The organism is Bradyrhizobium sp. WSM2793 (assembly GCF_000379585.1).
GTDB lineage: Bacteria > Pseudomonadota > Alphaproteobacteria > Rhizobiales > Xanthobacteraceae > Bradyrhizobium.
In genome coordinates, this window is sequence record NZ_KB902771.1 from 133,689 (window position 1) to 151,881 (window position 18,193).

Here is an 18,193-nt window from a genome sequence, read left to right on the forward strand (position 1 = left end):
ATGGAAACGACCAATGACTGACTCCAAAACCAGCGAATCTGAGACCGCCGATCTCGAATCATTCCGCAACGAGACGCGCGCCTGGCTGGAAGCCAATTGTCCGCCGGAGATGCGCAAGCCCGCGACGTCGGATGCCGACGTGTTCTGGGGCGGGCGCAACGCAAAGTTCTCGTCCGAGCCGCAGCGCATCTGGTTCGAGCGCATGCGCGACAAGGGCTGGACCGTACCGGACTGGCCGAAGGAGTACGGTGGCGGAGGTCTGAGCGCGGCCGAGCACAAGGTGCTGCGCGCCGAGATGGCGCGAATCGGCGCGCGCCCGCCGCTGTCGAGCTTCGGCATCTGGATGCTCGGGCCGGCGCTGCTCAAATACGGCAATGAGGCCCAGAAGAAGGAGCATCTGCCCAAGATCGCCGCCGGCGAGATCCGCTGGTGCCAGGGTTATTCCGAGCCGAACGCCGGCTCTGACCTGGCTTCGCTGCAGACCCGCGCCGAAAGCGATGGCGACGATTTCGTCATCACGGGATCGAAGATCTGGACCTCCTACGCCAACTACGCCGACTGGATCTTCTGCCTGGTCCGCACCGATCCCGCCGCCAAGAAACATGACGGCATCAGCTTCATCCTGTTCGACATGACCTCGAAGGGCGTGACGACCAAGCCGATCCTCTTGATCTCCGGCTATTCGCCGTTCTGCGAGACCTTCTTCGATGGCGTCCGCGTGCCGAAATCGCATGTGGTCGGCACCGTCAACCGCGGCTGGGACGTCGCGAAATACCTGCTGCAGCACGAGCGCGCTATGATCTCCGGCATGGGCGAGCGTGGCGTCGGCCGTCCGCTCGGCCAGATCGCGGCCGATTCCGTCGGCACTGATGCGCAGGGGCGGCTCGATGATTCCATGCTGCGCGGCAAGATCGCCAGCTTCGACGTCGATGAAGCCGCGCTTGCGGCCTGCGCCGAGCACGCGGTCGATCTCGCCAAGGCGGGACAGGCGCATCCGGCGTTCTCCTCCGCGATGAAATATTACGGCACCGAGCTCAACAAGCGCCGCTACGAGATCCTGATGTCGGCCGGCGGCGTCGATGCACTGGAATGGGAGAGCGAGCGCTCCAAGCAGGGCGCCCGCCCGCGCGCCTGGCTGCGCACCAAGGCCAATTCGATCGAGGGCGGCACCACCGAGGTGATGCTCGGCATCGTCGCCAAGCGCATCCTGGATTTGCCGGGGGCTTGACTTCACCGTCGTTCCGGGACGGTCCGCAGGACCGGACCCGGAACCTCGAGATTCCGGGTTCGATGCTTCGCATCGCCCTGGAATGACAGCAACAAACATGCATTCGATGCGACACTAGAGACTCAACACCATGGCCCTCGTCCTCACCGAAGAACAATCAATGCTCCGCGATAGCGCGCGCGGGCTGATCAGCGACAAGGCGCCGGTGTCGCACCTGCGCCATTTGCGCGACAGCAAAGACCCCACCGGCTTCTCCAAGGAGTTTTGGCATTCCTTCGCCGAGATGGGCTTTGCCGGCCTTTTGGTGCCGGAAGAATTCGGCGGCAGCGGCCTCGGCTATGTCGAGGCCGGTGTCGTGATGGAGGAGATCGGCCGCACCTTGATGCCGTCGCCGTTTCTCGCCACCTCAGTGGTCGCGGCCTCGGCGCTGAACCGCGGCGGCAATGCTGCGCAGAAGTCGGAATATCTGCCGAAGATCGCGAGCGGCTCGCTGCTTGCGACACTGGCGATCGACGAAGGCCCCAAGCATCGTCCGCTGCAGACCAGTCTGCAGGCCGTGCGCGCCGGCAACGGCTTCAAGCTCTCCGGCGCCAAGGCGCTGGTCGTCGATGGCCATGTTGCTGATTTGCTCATCGTCGCCGCGCGCACTGCCGGCTCCGCCGGCGAGCGCGAGGGCTTGACGCTGTTCCTGGTCAACCCCAAAGCCAAGGGCGTTGTGATCGAGCGCACCATCATGGTCGATTCGCACAACGCGGCGCGGATCGAGCTCGCGAATGTCGAGGTCACCGCCGACAGCGTGCTCGGCGAGGTCGACCAGGGCGCCGCGCTGCTCGACGGCGTGCTCGACATCGGCCGTGGCGCGGTCGCGTCCGAAATGGTGGGCTTGAGCGACGAGGTCTTCAACCGCACCGTCGAGTACCTCAAGAACAGAAAGCAGTTCGGCAAGCTGATCGGCGAATTCCAGGCGCTGCAGCATCGCGCCGCCGAGCTCTATGTCGACATCGAGATCACCCGCGCCGCCACCATGAAGGCACTGCAGGCGCTGGACGGCGATGTCGCGAAGGCGGCCTCAGCCGTCGCCGTGGCAAAGGCGCGCGCCGGCACCACCGCCACCCGCGCAGTGCAGGAAGGCGTGCAGATGCATGGCGGCATGGGCATGACCGACCAGTTCGACATCGGCTTCTTCATGAAGCGCGCGCGGGTGTGCGAGGAATTGTTCGGCGACGCCAATTACCACACCGAGCAGCTGGCGCGGGCGCGGGGGTATTGAGGCGATAGACGTGAGACGCGAGCGCGCGCCTCACCCCTCGGTGTCGTCCCGGCGAACGCCGGGACCCATAACCCCAGGAAGTACTTTGACGAAGGCTCGGAGTTTAAAGAGTCTTCCCGCGGTACTGTCACCTGTGCTTATCGATAGATCAGCGCGGTACGGGTCCCGGCGTTCGCCGGGACGACAGCGGAGAGAGCCGCCTCTTCCTTACCTCATCGGCGGCGCGTACTGCACGCCACCGGCGTTCCACAGCTGGTTCATGCCGCGCGGGATCTTCAGCTTCGACTTCTCGCCGATGTTGCGCTCGTACATCTCGCCGTAATTGCCGACGTGGCGGATGATGCGGACGGCCCAGTCCTTGGTGAGGCCGAGCTGCTCGCCGTAATTGCCTTCGGTGCCGACGAGGCGCATCACTTCCGGCTTCTTCGACTTCAGGGCCTCGTCGATGTTCTCAGAGGTGACGCCCAGCTCTTCGGCGTTGATCATCGCATAGAGCGTCCACTTCACGATCATCATCCAGTCGTCGTCGCGCTGGCGCACCACGGGGGCGAGCGGCTCCTTGGAGATCATGTCCGGCAGGATCATGTGGTCGCCGGGCTTCGCCAGGTTGATCCTCAGCGCGTAAAGCTGGGAAACGTCGGCGGAGAGCGTGTCGCACTTGCCGGTGTCGTAGGCCTTCACGACGTCGTCGAGCTTGTCGAACTTCACCTCGTCATACTTCATGTTGTTGGCACGGAAGTAATCGGTGACGTTGAGTGCCGTCGTGGTGCCGGCCTGGACGCAGACCTTGCTGCCGGTCAGGTCCAGCGAGGTCTCCTTGTTGCGCGAACGCGGCAGCATGAAGCCCGCACCGTCGTAATAGGCGACCGCGGGGAAATAGAGGTCGTAGTCGAGCTCGCGCGCCATGCTCCAGGTCGAGTTGCGCGAGAGGATGTCCACCTTCCGGCTCTGCAATTCCTTGAAGCGCTCGCCGGCATCGAGCGGGATGAACTTCGCCTTGCCGGGGTCGTTGAAGATCGCCGCGGCCACGGCGCGGCAGAAATCCACGTCGAAGCCGGTCCAGTTCTTGTTGTCCTCGGAGTACGAGAAGCCCGGCAGGCCCTTGTTGACGCCGCACAGCACCTCGCCGCGGCGAACGGTGCGCTTCAGCGTACGGGTATCGTAGAACTCGTAGATGATGGCCAGAACGGCGACCAGCACGGCGACCGCGAGCCCGATCAGCAGGCCGCCTCGAAAAGTGCGCATCATGTTGCTCTCTCGAAAAATCGGGAAAAGGAATCAGGAGGGAAGGCGACGAGCATGGTCCGGAGGACCATGCCCGGATCAAAAACCTCAGAGCTCGGGCTTCTGCCGGATCACCACTTTGGTGCCGACGGGGACGCGCTCATAGAGATCGGCGACGTCGTTGTTGACGAGACGGAAGCAGCCCGAGGACACCTTGGTGCCGATCGTGTCGGGGCGGTTGGTGCCGTGGATGCGGTAGACGGTGGTGCCGAGATACATGGCGCGGGCCCCGAGCGGATTGCCGGGGCCGCCGGCCATGAAGCGCGGCAGATAGGGCTGGCGCTGGATCATTTCCGGCGGCGGCGTCCAGTCCGGCCATTCCTTCTTGTTGGTGATGGTCACGAGGCCTTGCCACTGGAAGCCGTCGCGGCCGACGCCGATGCCGTAGCGGATCGCACGCCCGCCCGGCTGCACCAGATAGAGGTGCCGTTCGGCGGTCGAGACGATGATGGTGCCCGGTGCCTCGGTGGTGCGGAAGTAGACGACCTGCTTCTGCCATTCCGGCTCGAGCTGGTAGCCGTCGTCGGCGACCAGGCCCGGCTCGTCGCCGCGGTCGGGCTGCTGCGCGATGGCCTGCGGTGCGGACAGGATCAGGCCGATCGCGGCCACGAACATCCCGGTCAGGCGACGAAAATCCGTCATTTCAAGCTCTCCCCACTGCCACGGCGCAAATCATTCGGAACCATCAAACCTGAGGGGCATGTTCATGGCAAGTTGATGGCGCGCCACCCTGATATGTCACGAGAATGCTTTGGCTTTTTGACGCCCGCCCGGCAATGCCACAAACAGGGGATGGCGCGAAAAGCCTAGGATGTTGCGGCTGGGCGGGGTGCGCTCCCTCCCCCGCTTGCGGGGGAGGGTTGGGGAGAGGGTGTCTCCTCTAGGGAGACTCCCCAGAGGAGAGAGCCCCCACCCGGCGCTACGCGCCGACCTCCCCCGCAAGCGGGAGAGGTTGCAGCGAGCCCGCAGCTAGATCACCTGAGCCAACAGGCATCGATGTCAGATCTTGTTGCTCTCCGCCGCGATCCCGAGCCGCCTTACAATCTCCGTCCCCACCGCGCGCGCCTCTACCCGCGAGCCGATGCGGGGGCTGCGAAACCTTCGCCCCGAGTGCAACCGGATCGTGACGATGCAGTGCTCGTCCTCGGACCGGCCGCGGCGCTCGACGGTGATCGTCTTCACGTCGTGCCCCTCGATATGATCGGCGCGCGGCGTGCCGTCACCCCACAGGCGTTCGACGCGGATGTCGTGCTCGCGGATGATCCAGAACGCGCCGGTGACGAGGTTGGCATAGCGATGCACGGCGAACGCCGCGATCACGCCAAGCGGAAGCAGCAGGATATCGACATGGGTGGGCGGCCACCCGCGCCACAGCTTGTAGGCATAGGGCAGGGCGGACAATGCGACGGCGATCAGGGACACGATGCGGATGTCCCGCGCGGAAAATGCCTCGAGCGGCTCGCCGAGCTGCATCTCGGGATTGCTGGCATCGAGCGGGTTGACGGGCTCCTCGACATTGGGAACCTCGAACTGCGTCGCGATCCGGGCCACGGTATCGCGAACATGGGTGACGTCGGAGATCGGCGGGGACGTCAGGCGCTCTCCCGAGGCCAGCGTGAAGACGAGCTGAAAGCGGGCCTTCACCCGCTTGCTGCCGGGAACCTGCAGCCTCGTGATGACGTCTTTTGCGACGATGCGCGTACGCAGCTTTCCGAACGGGCTTTGCCGCCCAATCAGGATCTCGCCAGGCGTGATGATCCACACCACCGCCGGCGCCATCATGATGCCGACGACGAACCCCGCACCCACCAGCAGCGCCACCACCGAGATGATGATCTCCAGCGTGTCATGCGTGAACAGTCCGGGCGTGAAGCACAGCGCAACAGCCGCCGCAAAAGCGGACATCACCAGCCGCTGCGCGATCGAGGAGCCTTCACGAAGGCGGATGTCGGGAGCGGTCGTTGTATCGTCCATCGCGGGCGGCTGATTCCGTCGCGTTGGAAACTCCACGGACGGGTCCGTGGAGTCAAGCAACAAGGGCGAGACTCGCGCCGGTCATGTGACTCAGCGGCACACCCCTTCAGGAGCGATCCCCAGCCGTCGGGCAATCTCGTCGCTCACCGCCTGCGTCTCTTCCTTCGTTCCGATGCTCTGGCTGAGGAACTTCTGCCCACTCAAAAGGTCGATCCTGACGACGTAGAGCTCCCCCTCGGCCCTGCTGTCGGGCGCCAGCCCAATCGTAGCAACGTCGCTGCCTGTGATCGTATCAACAATTGGCTTGCCGTCACGTGTCAGCCGTTCGACGCGCAGTTCGCCGTGGTGGACAATCCAGAATGCGCCGGCGGACGTGTGCGCATATCGAAAAGAGAGGAGGGCAATGACGGCGACGGCCACCCCGAATATGATTTCGGCAGTCGTGAGAGGCGCGCCGTTCCAGAATCTGTACGCATAGCGAATGGCGCAGAGGCCCGCGATGATCAGGGCGACGATTCGCCGCTCCGTGCCGGCGGCCTTTCGGACAGGTTCGCCGATCCGCATCTCCAAATTGGTGGCGTCAAGCGGGTTCACCGGAGGGTCGATATCGACGAAGCTTAGCTGTTCGGCGATCCGCGCTGTGGTCTCACGGACGTGCGTGACCTCCGGAAGCTGCGGCGAGATCAGGCGCTCACCTGACGTCAGCTGCAAAGCGAGGCGGAAGCACGTTGGGTCGGCCTTGTCGCGATTGATCCGAATTCCAGATATCTCCTCTCTCCGGATGAATCGGGTGTTAGGCTGGCCGAATGGTCGCGTCTTTTCGACGACGATCATGTCTAGGGCGATGGTCCAAAGCTCATCGGCGCCGAAGGCTGCTTCGTAGAGCATTGCAACGCCGATCACCAGGCCGACCAACGCTGCAACGATTTCTGCGTATCCGTTCCAGGTCGCGAGGTTGCAAACAGAAATAAACAACACGACGGTTGCAAAGCCAGCCCCAACAAGGCGACCTTCGGAAGATGCATTCTTGCGGAGACGAACTTCGCTTCCGGTCGTTACGTCGGTCATTGCGTGCGTCAAACTCCCCCGTCGCGGCGGAAGCTCCGCGAACGGCTCGGGGGAGTCAAGCAAGAAGAGTGTCTGATCCCTGCGGCAACCTCAGGATTGGCCGCCGCACTCAGCCATTGGCGTCCAGCAGCCGCGCCACGGTGCGGTCGATCACGTCGTAGCTGCCCTCGCCGGCGTGCTGGAACACGATCTTGCCGCTCTGGTCGATGATGTACTGCGCCGGCCAATATTGGTTGCGGTAGGCGTTCCAGGTCTTCGAATCGTTATCCTGCGCCACCGGATAGGTGATGCCGTGGCGCTTGAGCGCGGCCTGCACGTTGGAGGCGGAGCGCTCGAACGGGAATTCCGGCGTGTGCACGCCGACCACGACCAGGCCTTTGTCCTTGTACTTGGCGTAGAGATCAGTGACGTGCGGCAGCGTGTTGACGCAGTTGACGCAGCCATAGGTCCAGAAATCGACCAGCACGACCTTGCCGCGCAGTTCGGCCATGCTCAGTGGTTTCGAGTTAAACCAATTGTTGATGCCGGCGAAGTCGGGCGCGGTCTGCTGGCCTGCGGCGGCGATGACGATTGGCGCGGCGCGCGCGGCCTCCTCGCAGATGCCGGGGATGACAGCGCCGGTAACGGTGAAGCCGATCAGGGCGGCCGAGACGGCAAGCAGCTTGAAAGTCATGGAAGCGTCCTCCGGTGAAGATGAGGGATGATCACAGGCCGATCTGGCCGGTGGGATAGAAGCCGGTGAGCCACGCCACGATCAGCGTGTCGTATTGGAAATAGGCGGCGACCGCGAAGCCGATCACGACGAGGCCAAAGCCCTGCTGCAGCCGCGGCGAGATCCGCGCCAGGCTGCGCACCCGCGTGGTCGCGGCCTGCCCGCCATAGGCGATCCCAAGCATCGGGATCGCGGCGCCGATCGCATAGGCGATCAGCAGTGTGCCGGCCCAGCTGAGGTTCTTGGAGGTCGCAACCAGCGTCAGGATCGAGCCGAGCACCGGGCCGGCGCACGGCGTCCAGACCAGGCCCAGCGTGGTGCCGAGCACGAGCCCGCCGAGCGCACCCTCGCGCTGGGTGGCGCCGGTGTTGCCGAGATCGAGCCAGCCATTGAGCCGGCTCGACAGCCATTCGAACGGCGCCGGCCACAGCATCAGCAGGCCAAAGCCGAGCAGCAGGATCGCGGCGGCTTCGCGCAGCACGTTCGGATCGAAATCGAACAGACGGGTGATCGCACCCAGCAGCAGCGCGGTCGCCGAGAAGGAAAGCACGAAGCCGAGCGCGATCATCGCAGGGCGCAGATGTCCCGCGCGCCCGATCGAGGCGCCAAGCAGGATCGGCAGCATCGGCAGCGTGCAGGGCGCGGCGATGGTGAGGATGCCGGCAAGGACGGCGAAGACAAGTTCGAGCATGGGGCACTCGTGAAGGAGGTCACGAGGATGGTTCGGGCGGCATGGAGCGGTCGTTACGGAGCGTCACGGCTTCGTGACGGGAGCTGCCAATCGCACGGCCGGTGCGCTCCCTCTCCCGCTTGCGGGGGAGGGCTGGGGTGGGGGTCTCTCTGCGACGGGACATCCCCCCAGAGGAAAGAACCCTCACCCGCCGCGCGCGGGACGATGCTTCGCATCGCCCGGGGCGCGTCGGCCTCTCCCGCAGGCGGGAGAGGCGGGAGCCCGCGGCTGCCACTTCAAGCCCAAACACAAAACGACCCGGAGGGGGGCATCCCGTCCGGGTCGCTGGAAGTCTTGGGAGGTTTAAGCAAAACCGTATGTGAGGTTTATAGGAGCGAAGTTTTTCCGCCTGATGTTGTGCTTTGTTTCAATTGTTTCGTCGGCGGTAACACTTCCGTGTCCCGGGAGAGGGCCAGATCGGCGGCCCTATCCCTTTGAATTCATTTAGCTTAGGCGGCGAAGCGCTCGACGCCGCAGCCCTTAAGCAATTCGGCCAGCTGCTTGCGGGCGTAGAACATCCGCGTCTTCACGGTGCTCTGGGGGATGCCGATGATCTGCCCGACCTCCTCCACCGACTTCTCGTGGTAGTAGACGAGGGTGATGATCTCGCGATGCGCGGGCGACAGCTTCTGCACGCAGGCGCGCAGGATGGCGCTGGTGTCGCTGCGGTCGAGCGAGGTCTCCGGCGTGTCGGAATCGTCGGGGATCTGGCGCACGTCTTCCTGGTCGATGTCCTCGAAGCGGCGCTGGCGCATCGCGGTCAGCGCCTTGAAGCGGGCGATCGAGAGCAGCCAGGTCGAAACCTGCGAGCGGCCCTGGAATTGGCCGGCGGTCCGCCACACGTCCAGGAACACCTGGCTGACGAGGTCTTCGGCCGCGGTGGCGTCGCGCACGATGCGCAGGATGAAGCGGTACACCCGCACGCTGTGCCGGCAATAAAGGATGTGCATCGACGTCCGGTTGCCGTCGGCAATGCTTTCGAGAAGCATGTCGTCCGAAGTCGCCTGAGCGGCGATGATGCTCTGGCTGGCCTGGGCGTTGATGGCGATGACGTTCCGCATTGACTTGGCTCCCCGTAGCGCCGCGACCGAGCGGCGTTTCCTTGGACCAAAGTGTTAATGAGCCAACGTTTCGGGACGTCTGCACGAAAAGCGGAAAATGGTTTCGTGCGCCGCCAAATTGTTTCGTCGGAGAAGGGATGACGAAACATTCGGGACGAAAAAGCGTGGAATTTCAATGTACGGAAAATACGGGGGTAGGGTTTTGAGCCGGACGGAGGCGCCACGGAACGAATCTCGGTGACTTGCGTTCGGTCGCGCCCACCGCTGGGACGGTGATCTCGTAGGGTGGGCAAAGGCGCGCTCTTGCGCGCCGTGCCCACGATCTTTCCGATATGGCGACAGACGCGTGGGCACGCTTCGCTTTGCCCACCCTACGGCACCTGGCGTGCCGCGCGACTTACGCCTTCTCGCCGGCCGGCGAGAACAGATAGCCGCCGCCGCGGATGGTGCGGATCACGGCGGGTTTTGCCGGATCGGGCTCGATCTTGCGGCGGATGCGCATGATGCGCAGGTCGACGGCGCGGTCGAAAGCTTCGGCGTCGCGCGCGTTAGCCAATTCCAGCAGGCGCTCGCGCGACAGCACGCGCTTCGGATTGGCCGCGAACACTTTCAGCAATCCGAACTCGGAGGCGGTCAGCGGATGCTCGTTGCCCTCGTCGTCGCGCAAGGCCTGGGCTTCGAGGTCGAGCCACTTTGTCCCGAACCGTACCAGCTGCTCCTTGTCGGATTTCGCCGCCGCCGCATCAGGCGCGGCGGCCTTGGCCGGCCCGCTCCGCCGCAGCACCGAGCGGATGCGCGCCATCAGCTCGCGCAGCTCGCAGGGCTTGGCTACGTAATCGTCGGCGCCGAGCTCGAGCCCCACCACGCGGTCGATCGGGCTCGCGGTTGCCGTCAGCATGATGACGGGCACGTTGATGCGGCTCTTGAGATCGCGGATGATCGAGAGGCCGTCTTCCTCGGGCATGTTGAGGTCGAGCACGACGAGATCAGGCATGCTGCCCTGGATCGCGGCGCGCAAACTCTTGCCGCCGTCGCACAGCGTCACGGTGAAGCCGTGCATCTTGAGATAATCGCCGACCATCTCCCGGGCCGGGGCTTCATCGTCGACGATCATGATGTGCTGGCTTTGGGTCATGGTCTTGAGATCACGGCATTTCGGTCGCGGGAAGGGTGAAGGTGAAGGTCGAGCCTTTGCCGGGCCCTTCGCTGTCGGCGGTCACCTCGCCGCCATGCATGTCGACAATACGCTTGACGATGGAGAGCCCAAGCCCCGTCGAGCTCTCGCCTGCGGTCGGCTTGGCCGACAGCCGCTGGAACCGGCCGAACAGGCGGCCGAGATCTTCCGGCGACAGGCCGGCGCCCTCGTCGCTGACGCGGACGACGGTGTCGCTGCCCTCGTGGCTGACGACCACGTCGATCTTGCCGCCGATTGGTGAGTATTTGATGGCGTTGCTGATGAGATTGTCGATGGCTTCGCGGATGCGGTCGGTGTCGCACATGGTGACGATGTTGGCCGGCGCGGCGACGCTGATTGCCTGCTGCTTGTTGACGGCGAGCGGCTGGTTGGCCTCGGCGACCTCCTTGACCAGGGCGGCGACGTCGACCGGCTCGCGGCGGATGGTGATGTCGAAGGCGTCAGCCATCGCATCCGAGATCAGATGGTCGACCATCGTGGTCAGGCGCTTGGTGGCGTCGCGGATGTGGTCGACCTGGGCGACCACGCCGTTTTCCGAGGCGCCGGTCGAGATCAGCTCCTTCAGCATCTCGGTGCGGCCGAGGATGACGCCGAGCGGGTTCTTCAGATCGTGCGCGACCGTGCCCAAAATCTCGTTCTTGAAGCCGTTGGCGCGCTGCAGCCGCAGCCATTGCGCCGAGAGGCGGCGATTGGCCTGCATCAGCGCGCGGGTGCGCTGGGCGACGCGGTCCTCCAGCTGGGTGTTGGCGGCCTGGAGCTGCTGGTAGAGGATGACGTTGTCGAAGGCGATCGAGAGCCTTGAGGAGAAGATCTCGACCAGCGAGCGATCGGTCTCGGACAATTCGCGCTCGGCCTGCAGCAGCACCACCACCTCGCGGCCGGATCCGGTGCGCAAATAGATCACGCTGCGGTGGTCGGCGAATTCGTTCTTGCGGCGCTGGAACGCGGCCTCCACCATCTCGCGCAGCTCGGGGTCGAGCGCCTTCGACGTCGTGGTGCCGATGAAGCGGCTGTAGCAGCCGCTGCCGGCGAGCACCGAGAGCTCGGGGTCGATGCCGCCATTGTCGCGCAAGACCAGTATACCGGCGCAATCGACGTTGAGCAGCGAGGCGAGCTGGGTCAGCACGCCCTCGGCGAGCCGCTGCATCGACTTGAAGTCGTACAGCGTCGAGGCCGCGTCGATGATGATCTCGAGCCCGCGCCTTGTCTGCACCATGCGCTCGAGCTGCTGATAGGAGCGCAGCGCCGCGGTCAGCGAGGTGAACAGCTTGTCGGCGGTGAGCTCGGTCTTGGCCTTGTAGTCGTTGATGTCGTACTGCACGATCACGCGCCGCTCGGGCGCCTGGCCGGGCTGTCCCGTGCGCAGGATGATGCGCACCGTCTCGTTCCGGATCTCGTTGCGGATGAACTCGACCAGCTCGAGGCCGGCGACGTCGGTCTCCATGATGACGTCGAGCAGCACGGCGGCGATGTCGCTGTGCTCGGCCATCAGCTTGCGGCCTTCCGCCGCGGAATAGGCCGACAGGATCTCCAGGCTCTGGCCGTTGAGGCTGTAGTCGGACAGCGCAAAACGGGTGCCGTCATGCACGGCCGGATCGTCGTCGATGACGGCGATCTTCCATTTCCGGGCGTTGGCATCCTCCGACGCGGTACCGGTATCGTCGATCAGGTGGAGGACATCGTCCTGTTCGGCCATTGAGAAGTCCCGTCACTTTCTGTGCTTTGCGCGCCGCCCTTGGCGACCCGGGGCATGATAATGCGAAAAGTGGTGCCTTGTCCCAGCTTGGATTCCAGCATCATGCGCCCGCCGAGCTGCTGGGTGACGAGGTTATAGACGATATGAAGCCCGAGTCCCGTGCCGCCTTCATTGCGCCGGGTGGTAAAGAAAGGGTCAAAGGCCTGGCGCTGCACGTCGGGGGTCATGCCGGCCCCGTCGTCGGTGAAGATAAGCTCGACGTCCTCGGTCCCGCGCGGCCGCGCCTGGATGATGATCGTGCCGGCACGCCCGTCGGCGAAGGCGTGATTGGCGGCGTTGAGGAAGAGGTTGGTCAGGATCTGGCCATAGGAGCCGGGATAGCCGTCGAGCAGCAGCCCCTCCGGCACGTCGACCTGCAGCGTGATCGGCGAGCGCTTCAGCACCGGGCGCAGGCTGGCGATGATCTGGTCGGTGGCCTCGCTGAGCGAGAACTGCCGCCGCTCGGCATGGGAGCGGTCGACCGCGACCTGCTTGAACGACTGGATCAGCTCGCCGGCGCGCTGCAGATTGGCGACCAGCTGCTGCGAGGCGTCGCGCGAGGACTGCACGAACTCCTCCAGCTGCGAGCGGCGCAGGCCCCCGTCGCCCTTGAGCTGGGCCTCGAAGATCTCGGTGCGCCGGGCAAAGCTCGAGGCAACGGTGAGGCTGATGCCGATCGGGTTGTTGACCTCATGCGCGACGCCGGCGACGAGACCGCCAAGCGCCGCCAGCCGCTCGGCATCGATCAAATTCTGCTGCGCGGTATTGAGTTCGAGCAGCGCGCTCTCGGCCTTCTCCTTCGACGCGCGCAGCTCGTCCTCGGTCTCGCGCTTTGCGATCGCGTTCTCGCGGAACACCTCCACCGCGCGCGCCATGGCCCCGACCTCGTCGCGGGCCTTGGTGCCCTGCACCTCGCGGTCGAGGTCGCCGAGCGTGATCGCGCGCATCGCCGCCATGATCTGCTGCAGCGGCAGCCGGATCGACAGCGCGATCATCACGCCGGCGGTGAGGATGATGCCGAGGAAGATCACCGCGATGGAAAGGACGCGGCGGGAAATATCCGCCAGCGTGCGGTCGAAGGTCTCCTGCGCTCTCTGCTCGCGCTGGCGCATCTTGGTGGAGAGGTCGTCGATGGCGCCGATCGCCTCGGCCTGGCTGGCGTCGATGCTGTTGCGGAGCAGCTCGGTGCGGCTGGCAAGCTGCTCGGAGAGCTTTGCAAAGCCCTCGCGCAGTGCGGCGGTGCGGGCCCCGAGCCGCCGCAAGGCCATCTTCTGCAGATCGTTGTCGGCGAGATCGATCATGACGGGGATGGTCTTCTCGATCGTCTCGGTGTTGCGGCGCGCGTCGTCGGCCGCGCCCGCTGACAGCGACAGATAATAGGAATTGGCCGCCACCAGCATCGCGGTGAAGGCCTCGCGGGATTTTCCGAGCGAGGGCCAGATCAGCGCGTCGCGATGGCCGGTGGCGCCTTCGATGATGGAATAGAGGCCGGCCATGTCCCTGGCCGGGCCCTGCACCTGGTCCTCATAGGTCTTGGCGATGGTGGCCTGCACGCTGCGCAGCTCGCCGAAACCGTTGAGGAAGCGGTCGGTGGTGCGCTCCAGCTCCTCGACCGAGCCCGACAGCATCGGGTCCTTGGCGGCGCGGTTGGTCAGCGTGCCCAGCACCGCCTCGCGCAGCAGCAGGATCTCGGCGAACAGGTCGGGGCTCGGCTGGTTGATGTAGCGGTGGATCAGATTGTGCAGGCGTCCGGTCTCGCTTTCGAGCAGCGCCAGGATCCGGTCGGACTCGCGCACCTGGCGGACGTCGCCCCAGGCCGAGCCCAGCACCTGCGCGCCGTTCCAGATCATCCCCACCAGCACCACCACCACGGCGGAGTTCAGCGCCGCGATCGACAGGATGCGCCAGCGGATCGGCACCGCGCGCAGCACGCCGACCAGGCGTGCGCGCAGCCGTCCGATCGGGCCGGACGGCCGGTCTGGGTGCTCGGTATGTCCAAGTGCAGCCAACGCGGCTCACTCCACCTTGCGAATACGTTCGATCAGCGCGGCCGCGGCGGGATCGCGCCCGGCCTTGGCGTAGATCGGGGCCATCGCGTCCTCGAACGGCTTGCGGTCGATATCCCTGATGATGGTGACGCCGGCCTCCTGCGCCTTGCGCTGCGACTGCTCCTCGAGGTCGCGCCATTTCTCGCGCATGAACCGACTGGAGCGCTGCGCAGCCTCCCGGAAGATTTTCTGGTCGTCCGGCGACAGGCTCTGCCAGGCCTTCAGCGAGATCACCAGCACTTCGGGGCTCATCGTATGCTCGGTGAGCGTATAATGCCCGGCATGCGTGTAATGATCCGTCGTCACGAAAGATGGCCAATTGTTTTCGGCGCCGTCGATCAGATGGTTGGCGAGCCCGGTGAGCACCTGCCCATAGGGCATCTCGACCGGCTCGGCGCCGAGCGAGCGGATCATCTGGCTCATCAACTCCGACTGCTGCACCCGGATCCGCAATCCCTTGAGATCCGCGATGGTCTTCACCGGGCGGGCGCCGTTGTAGATCGACCGCGCCCCGGAATCGTAGAAGGCGAGCCCGACGAAGCCATAGGGCTCGAAGCTGTTCAGAATCTCGCTGCCGATCGGGCCGTCCAGCACCTTCTGCATGTGCTCGATGGACCGGAACAGGAACGGCATGGCGAGCACGTTCATCGCCGGAACGAAGTTGCCGATCAGCGCGACATTGGTCCGGTTCAGGTCGATCGCGCCGGCCCGGGTCTGCTCGATGGTCTCCTTTTCCTCGCCAAGCTGGCGGGAGTGGAACACCTTGATCTCATGGCGGCCGCCGCTGCGCTCGGCGATCAGCGCGCCCATGTAGCGCAGCGCCTGGACGGTCGGGTAATCCTCGGTTTGGGTATCGGCGGCGCGAAATTCGCGTGCGACGGCACCCGTCGCACAGACGGCAAGCAGAAGCGCGACGACGATCACTCCGGTCCGCGAGAGTTCGGCACGGCTCAACACTGGCACACTCAACCCCTCAGTGGTGGAGTCTATGGCGGGGGCAAAAGGTTCAATGCAATCTAGCAGATGGTCGGGGGAAGGCCATCCCGCCCGGCGCGGCCGTGTAATTGTGCGGCGCGGCCGGCGCTCATTCCCGGTTGAAACCGCAAATGCCGCGCCTTAAGCAGGGCAGCCGCCTTTGTCGCGCGGCATGGGAAGCGCCATCGTGAGTTCAGCATTGCGCCTTTTGCAGCTCGTCGCCGCCTTGGCGGCTCTCTCATTGGCCGCGCCCGTGCGCGCCGCCACCGACATCGCGTGGTGGCACGCGATGTCCGGCGAGCTTGGGCGGCAATTGGAAAAGCTCGCCTCGGACTTCAACGCCTCGCAGTCCGATTACCGCATCGTGCCCGCTTACAAGGGCAACTACACCGAGACGGTGACGGCGGCGATCTTCGCCTTCCGCTCGCGCAGCCAGCCCGCGATCGTCCAGGTCAACGAGGTCGCCACCGCCACCATGACCGCCGCCAAGGGCGCGATCTATCCGGTGTTCAGCCTGATGCGGGACCAGGGCGAGCCGTTCTCGCTCAATGACTACCTGCCCGCCGTCTCCGGCTACTACACCGATGCGGGCGGCAACCTGCTGTCGTTCCCGTTCAACTCCTCGACGCCGATCCTCTATTACAACAAGACCATGTTCCGCGACGCGGGCCTCGATCCGGAGACGCCGCCGAAGACCTGGCCGGAATTGGGGGCCGCTGCAAAGCGCCTGCGCGACCGCGGCGCTGCTTGCGGCTTCACCACATCATGGCCGTCCTGGATCCATGTCGAGAATTTTTCCGCCTTCCACAATCTGCCGCTGGCGACGCGCGGGAACGGCTTTGCCGGGCTCGATGCCGAGCTGACCATCAACAACCCGGTCGTGGTCAAACACATCGCCCAGCTCGCCGAATGGCAAAGGACAAAGCTGTTCGACTATGGCGGCCGCGGCCAAGCGGCCGAGCCCCGCTTCCAGAGCGGCGAATGCGGCATCTTCATCGGCTCCTCGGCGACGCGCGCCGACATCAAGGCGAATTCGAAATTCGAGATCGGCTACGGCATGATGCCGTATTGGCCCGACGTGAAGGGCGCGCCGCAGAACTCGATCATCGGCGGCGCCACGCTGTGGGTGCTGCGCGACCGGCCGCGCGAGGAATACAAGGGCGTGGCGCGGTTCTTCGCCTATCTGTCACAGCCCGGCGTGCAGGCCGCCTGGCATCAGAACACGGGCTATCTGCCGATCACCCGCGCCGCCTCCGAGTTGACGCGCGCGCAGGGCTTTTACGAGCGCAACCCGGGCTCGTCGATCTCGTTCGAGGAGATCACGCTCAACCCGCCGACGGAGAATTCGAAGGGCATCCGGCTCGGCTCCTTCGTCCTGATCCGCGGCGCGATCGAGGACGAGCTGGAGCAGGCCTTTTCCGGCCAGAAGAGCGCGCAATTTGCCCTGGATTCCGCCGTCGAGCGCGGCAACAAACTGCTGCGCCAGTTCGAGCGCGCCAGCCCGGAACGGTAGTGCATGTTGCGATTGGGCTTCGCTGTGGCCGCGCGGGAGGCGCTCCCTCCCCCGCTTGCGGGGGAGGGTTGGGGAGAGGGCGCTCTCCACGCTGGGATTGCCTGACGTCTGCGGAAAGTGTCCCCGCGGGGAGAGAGCCCCCACCCGACGCTTCGCGCCGACCTCCCCCGCAAGCGGGAGAGGTGCACCGTCTCCTCGGCTCGCACTGACGAATCAATCAAGCTCGTAACGATGATGACTAACGCTCCATCGCAAACACTGCCGGCCTTCGCCGACGAGGAAAGCTTCCGCGCCTTTCGCTCCGCGCCCTCGCAATGGCTTCCGATCGCACTCGGCATTGCGCGCAGCCACGGTCTCGATACCAGCGCGCCGCATGTGTTCGCGACCGGCACCAACCTCGTCGTCGGCCTCGGCGAGGGGCCGATCCTCAAAATCTTCCCGCCGATGCTGTACGCGCAATTCGTCTCCGAGCGCGGCTCGCTGATGCAGCTCAAAGGCCATCTCGATCTGCCGATCCCCGAGATCGTCGCGGAAGGGATACGCGACGGCTGGCCCTATCTCGTCATCACGCGGCTATCAGGCACGCTCGGCTCGGAGGTGTGGCCACACCTGCCGGAATCGCAGAAGGAACGCCTGCTGCGCCAGATCGGCGAGACCATTGCGAGCGTCCAGCGCGCCCCGCTCGGGCCGCTTGCAGAGATCGAGCCGCGCTGGGACGATTTCATGCGTGCCCAGATGCAGGGCTGCAGGGCGCGGCACACGCGTCTCGGCCTCGCGCCGAAATTTCTTGCCGGCCTCGATGATCTCCTGTGCGATGCGGAAAAGCTCATCCCGCTGGATGCGCCGCCGGTCTTTCTGGTCGGCGAGTACATTCCGGAGAACTTCCTGCTCGCCTGCGATGACGGCCAGTGGTCGCTCAAAGGCCTGTTCGACTTCGGGGACGTGCTGGCGGGATGGCGCGATTACGACCTGCTCGGCCCCGGCGCGTTCATGGCGGCGGGCCGGCCGGGAAGGGTGAAGAGCCTGCTCGAAGGCTTTGGCTATGTGAAGCTCGACTACACGCTCAAGCGCCGGCTGATGGCCCTGATGCTGCTGCACCGCGCCAGCGACCTCAACAGCCACATCTGCATCGCGCGCTGGCAGGAGCAGGCGGACGATCTGGTCGAACTGCAGGAGCTGATCTGGGCGGGGTGAGGCCGGTGAGCGCCGGCCCCGCCTCTCTCCATCATTCCGGGGCGCCGCGGAGCGGCGAACCCGGAATGCATGGTCCTGCGCGTGCCGCCGCCCGAGGGATTCCGGGCTCGATGCTGCGCATCGCCCGGATGGCAGCCGTGCTTATGGGGCGGGCGCCAATCAAATTAAGCTCATTGAATAGGCAAATCTGTATCTTTGTATGCAAT

General features: G+C 65.1%; 15 protein-coding genes. 4 read left to right on the plus strand and 11 right to left on the minus strand.

Annotated elements, in window-relative coordinates; all coding sequences use genetic code 11:
- Positions 1 to 13 precede the first annotated feature (13 nt).
- Both A3AS_RS0106720 and A3AS_RS0106725 read left to right on the plus strand, forming a co-directional pair.
- Positions 14 to 1,228 carry an acyl-CoA dehydrogenase family protein gene (locus A3AS_RS0106720; RefSeq protein WP_018316834.1) on the plus strand — a complete coding sequence of 405 codons (1,215 nt, stop codon included), beginning with the start codon at positions 14 to 16 and terminating at the stop codon, positions 1,226 to 1,228.
- A gap of 130 nt (positions 1,229 to 1,358) precedes the next feature.
- Positions 1,359 to 2,498: an acyl-CoA dehydrogenase family protein gene (locus A3AS_RS0106725; RefSeq protein WP_018316835.1), complete on the plus strand. Its 1,140-nt coding sequence runs from the start codon at positions 1,359 to 1,361 to the stop codon at positions 2,496 to 2,498.
- A gap of 207 nt (positions 2,499 to 2,705) precedes the next feature.
- Here A3AS_RS0106725 and A3AS_RS0106730 read toward each other — a convergent pair whose 3' ends face one another.
- The 11 genes from A3AS_RS0106730 to A3AS_RS0106790 all read right to left on the minus strand — a co-directional run bounded on the left by A3AS_RS0106730 (position 2,706) and on the right by A3AS_RS0106790 (position 15,268).
- Complete coding sequence (locus A3AS_RS0106730; protein ID WP_026201740.1) at positions 2,706 to 3,743, minus strand: amino acid ABC transporter substrate-binding protein; 1,038 nt, start codon at positions 3,741 to 3,743, stop codon at positions 2,706 to 2,708.
- Positions 3,744 to 3,830: 87 nt separating this feature from the next.
- The gene (locus A3AS_RS0106735; RefSeq protein ID WP_018316837.1) at positions 3,831 to 4,424 is read right to left on the minus strand and encodes a L,D-transpeptidase; all 594 of its coding nucleotides are present in this window, start codon (positions 4,422 to 4,424) and stop codon (positions 3,831 to 3,833) included.
- Between the two features lie 357 nt (positions 4,425 to 4,781).
- Complete coding sequence (locus A3AS_RS0106740) at positions 4,782 to 5,756, minus strand: hypothetical protein (protein ID WP_018316838.1); 975 nt, start codon at positions 5,754 to 5,756, stop codon at positions 4,782 to 4,784.
- 90 nt (positions 5,757 to 5,846) lie between these two features.
- Positions 5,847 to 6,824: a hypothetical protein gene (locus tag A3AS_RS0106745; protein ID WP_018316839.1), complete on the minus strand. Its 978-nt coding sequence runs from the start codon at positions 6,822 to 6,824 to the stop codon at positions 5,847 to 5,849.
- 109 nt (positions 6,825 to 6,933) lie between these two features.
- The gene (locus tag A3AS_RS0106750; RefSeq protein ID WP_018316840.1) at positions 6,934 to 7,497 is read right to left on the minus strand and encodes a thioredoxin family protein; all 564 of its coding nucleotides are present in this window, start codon (positions 7,495 to 7,497) and stop codon (positions 6,934 to 6,936) included.
- Between the two features lie 31 nt (positions 7,498 to 7,528).
- Complete coding sequence (locus A3AS_RS0106755; protein WP_018316841.1) at positions 7,529 to 8,227, minus strand: cytochrome c biogenesis CcdA family protein; 699 nt, start codon at positions 8,225 to 8,227, stop codon at positions 7,529 to 7,531.
- Between the two features lie 488 nt (positions 8,228 to 8,715).
- Positions 8,716 to 9,327 carry a sigma-70 family RNA polymerase sigma factor gene (locus tag A3AS_RS0106770; RefSeq protein WP_018316842.1) on the minus strand — a complete coding sequence of 204 codons (612 nt, stop codon included), beginning with the start codon at positions 9,325 to 9,327 and terminating at the stop codon, positions 8,716 to 8,718.
- A 397-nt stretch (positions 9,328 to 9,724) separates the two neighbouring features.
- Complete coding sequence (locus A3AS_RS0106775) at positions 9,725 to 10,462, minus strand: response regulator (RefSeq protein ID WP_018316843.1); 738 nt, start codon at positions 10,460 to 10,462, stop codon at positions 9,725 to 9,727.
- A 10-nt stretch (positions 10,463 to 10,472) separates the two neighbouring features.
- Positions 10,473 to 12,218, minus strand: a complete 1,746-nt coding sequence (locus tag A3AS_RS0106780) for a DUF3369 domain-containing protein (RefSeq protein WP_018316844.1) — start codon at positions 12,216 to 12,218, stop codon at positions 10,473 to 10,475.
- A complete protein-coding gene (locus A3AS_RS0106785; RefSeq protein ID WP_018316845.1) occupies positions 12,188 to 14,266 on the minus strand; it encodes an ATP-binding protein in 2,079 nt (692 codons plus the stop codon). Before A3AS_RS0106785 ends, A3AS_RS0106780 begins: the two co-directional genes overlap by 31 nt.
- Before the next feature lie 6 nt (positions 14,267 to 14,272).
- On the minus strand, positions 14,273 to 15,268 hold the full coding sequence (locus A3AS_RS0106790) for a TRAP transporter substrate-binding protein (protein ID WP_018316846.1): 996 nt from the start codon (positions 15,266 to 15,268) through the stop codon (positions 14,273 to 14,275).
- Between the two features lie 184 nt (positions 15,269 to 15,452).
- Between A3AS_RS0106790 and ugpB the strand changes: the two genes are divergently transcribed.
- Positions 15,453 to 16,793, plus strand: coding sequence for a sn-glycerol-3-phosphate ABC transporter substrate-binding protein UgpB (ugpB, locus tag A3AS_RS0106795; RefSeq protein ID WP_018316847.1), 1,341 nt, complete (start codon positions 15,453 to 15,455; stop codon positions 16,791 to 16,793).
- Between the two features lie 234 nt (positions 16,794 to 17,027).
- Complete coding sequence (locus A3AS_RS0106800) at positions 17,028 to 17,987, plus strand: phosphotransferase (protein ID WP_026201743.1); 960 nt, start codon at positions 17,028 to 17,030, stop codon at positions 17,985 to 17,987.
- The last annotated feature ends 206 nt before the right edge of the window (positions 17,988 to 18,193 follow it).

Bases quoted from the DNA above. Each gene is read 5' to 3' on its own strand.
- A3AS_RS0106780 (WP_018316844.1), bottom strand. From the start codon at position 12,218: ATGGCCGAACAGGACGATGTCCTCCACCTGATCGACGATACCGGTACC.
- A3AS_RS0106720 (WP_018316834.1), top strand. From the start codon at position 14: ATGACTGACTCCAAAACCAGCGAATCTGAGACCGCCGATCTCGAATCA.
- A3AS_RS0106740 (WP_018316838.1), bottom strand. From the start codon at position 5,756: ATGGACGATACAACGACCGCTCCCGACATCCGCCTTCGTGAAGGCTCC.
- A3AS_RS0106775 (WP_018316843.1), bottom strand. From the start codon at position 10,462: ATGACCCAAAGCCAGCACATCATGATCGTCGACGATGAAGCCCCGGCC.
- A3AS_RS0106755 (WP_018316841.1), bottom strand. From the start codon at position 8,227: ATGCTCGAACTTGTCTTCGCCGTCCTTGCCGGCATCCTCACCATCGCC.
- A3AS_RS0106730 (WP_026201740.1), bottom strand. From the start codon at position 3,743: ATGCGCACTTTTCGAGGCGGCCTGCTGATCGGGCTCGCGGTCGCCGTG.
- A3AS_RS0106745 (WP_018316839.1), bottom strand. From the start codon at position 6,824: ATGACCGACGTAACGACCGGAAGCGAAGTTCGTCTCCGCAAGAATGCA.
- A3AS_RS0106800 (WP_026201743.1), top strand. From the start codon at position 17,028: ATGACTAACGCTCCATCGCAAACACTGCCGGCCTTCGCCGACGAGGAA.
- A3AS_RS0106750 (WP_018316840.1), bottom strand. From the start codon at position 7,497: ATGACTTTCAAGCTGCTTGCCGTCTCGGCCGCCCTGATCGGCTTCACC.
- ugpB (WP_018316847.1), top strand. From the start codon at position 15,453: ATGGGAAGCGCCATCGTGAGTTCAGCATTGCGCCTTTTGCAGCTCGTC.
- A3AS_RS0106770 (WP_018316842.1), bottom strand. From the start codon at position 9,327: ATGCGGAACGTCATCGCCATCAACGCCCAGGCCAGCCAGAGCATCATC.
- A3AS_RS0106725 (WP_018316835.1), top strand. From the start codon at position 1,359: ATGGCCCTCGTCCTCACCGAAGAACAATCAATGCTCCGCGATAGCGCG.
- A3AS_RS0106735 (WP_018316837.1), bottom strand. From the start codon at position 4,424: ATGACGGATTTTCGTCGCCTGACCGGGATGTTCGTGGCCGCGATCGGC.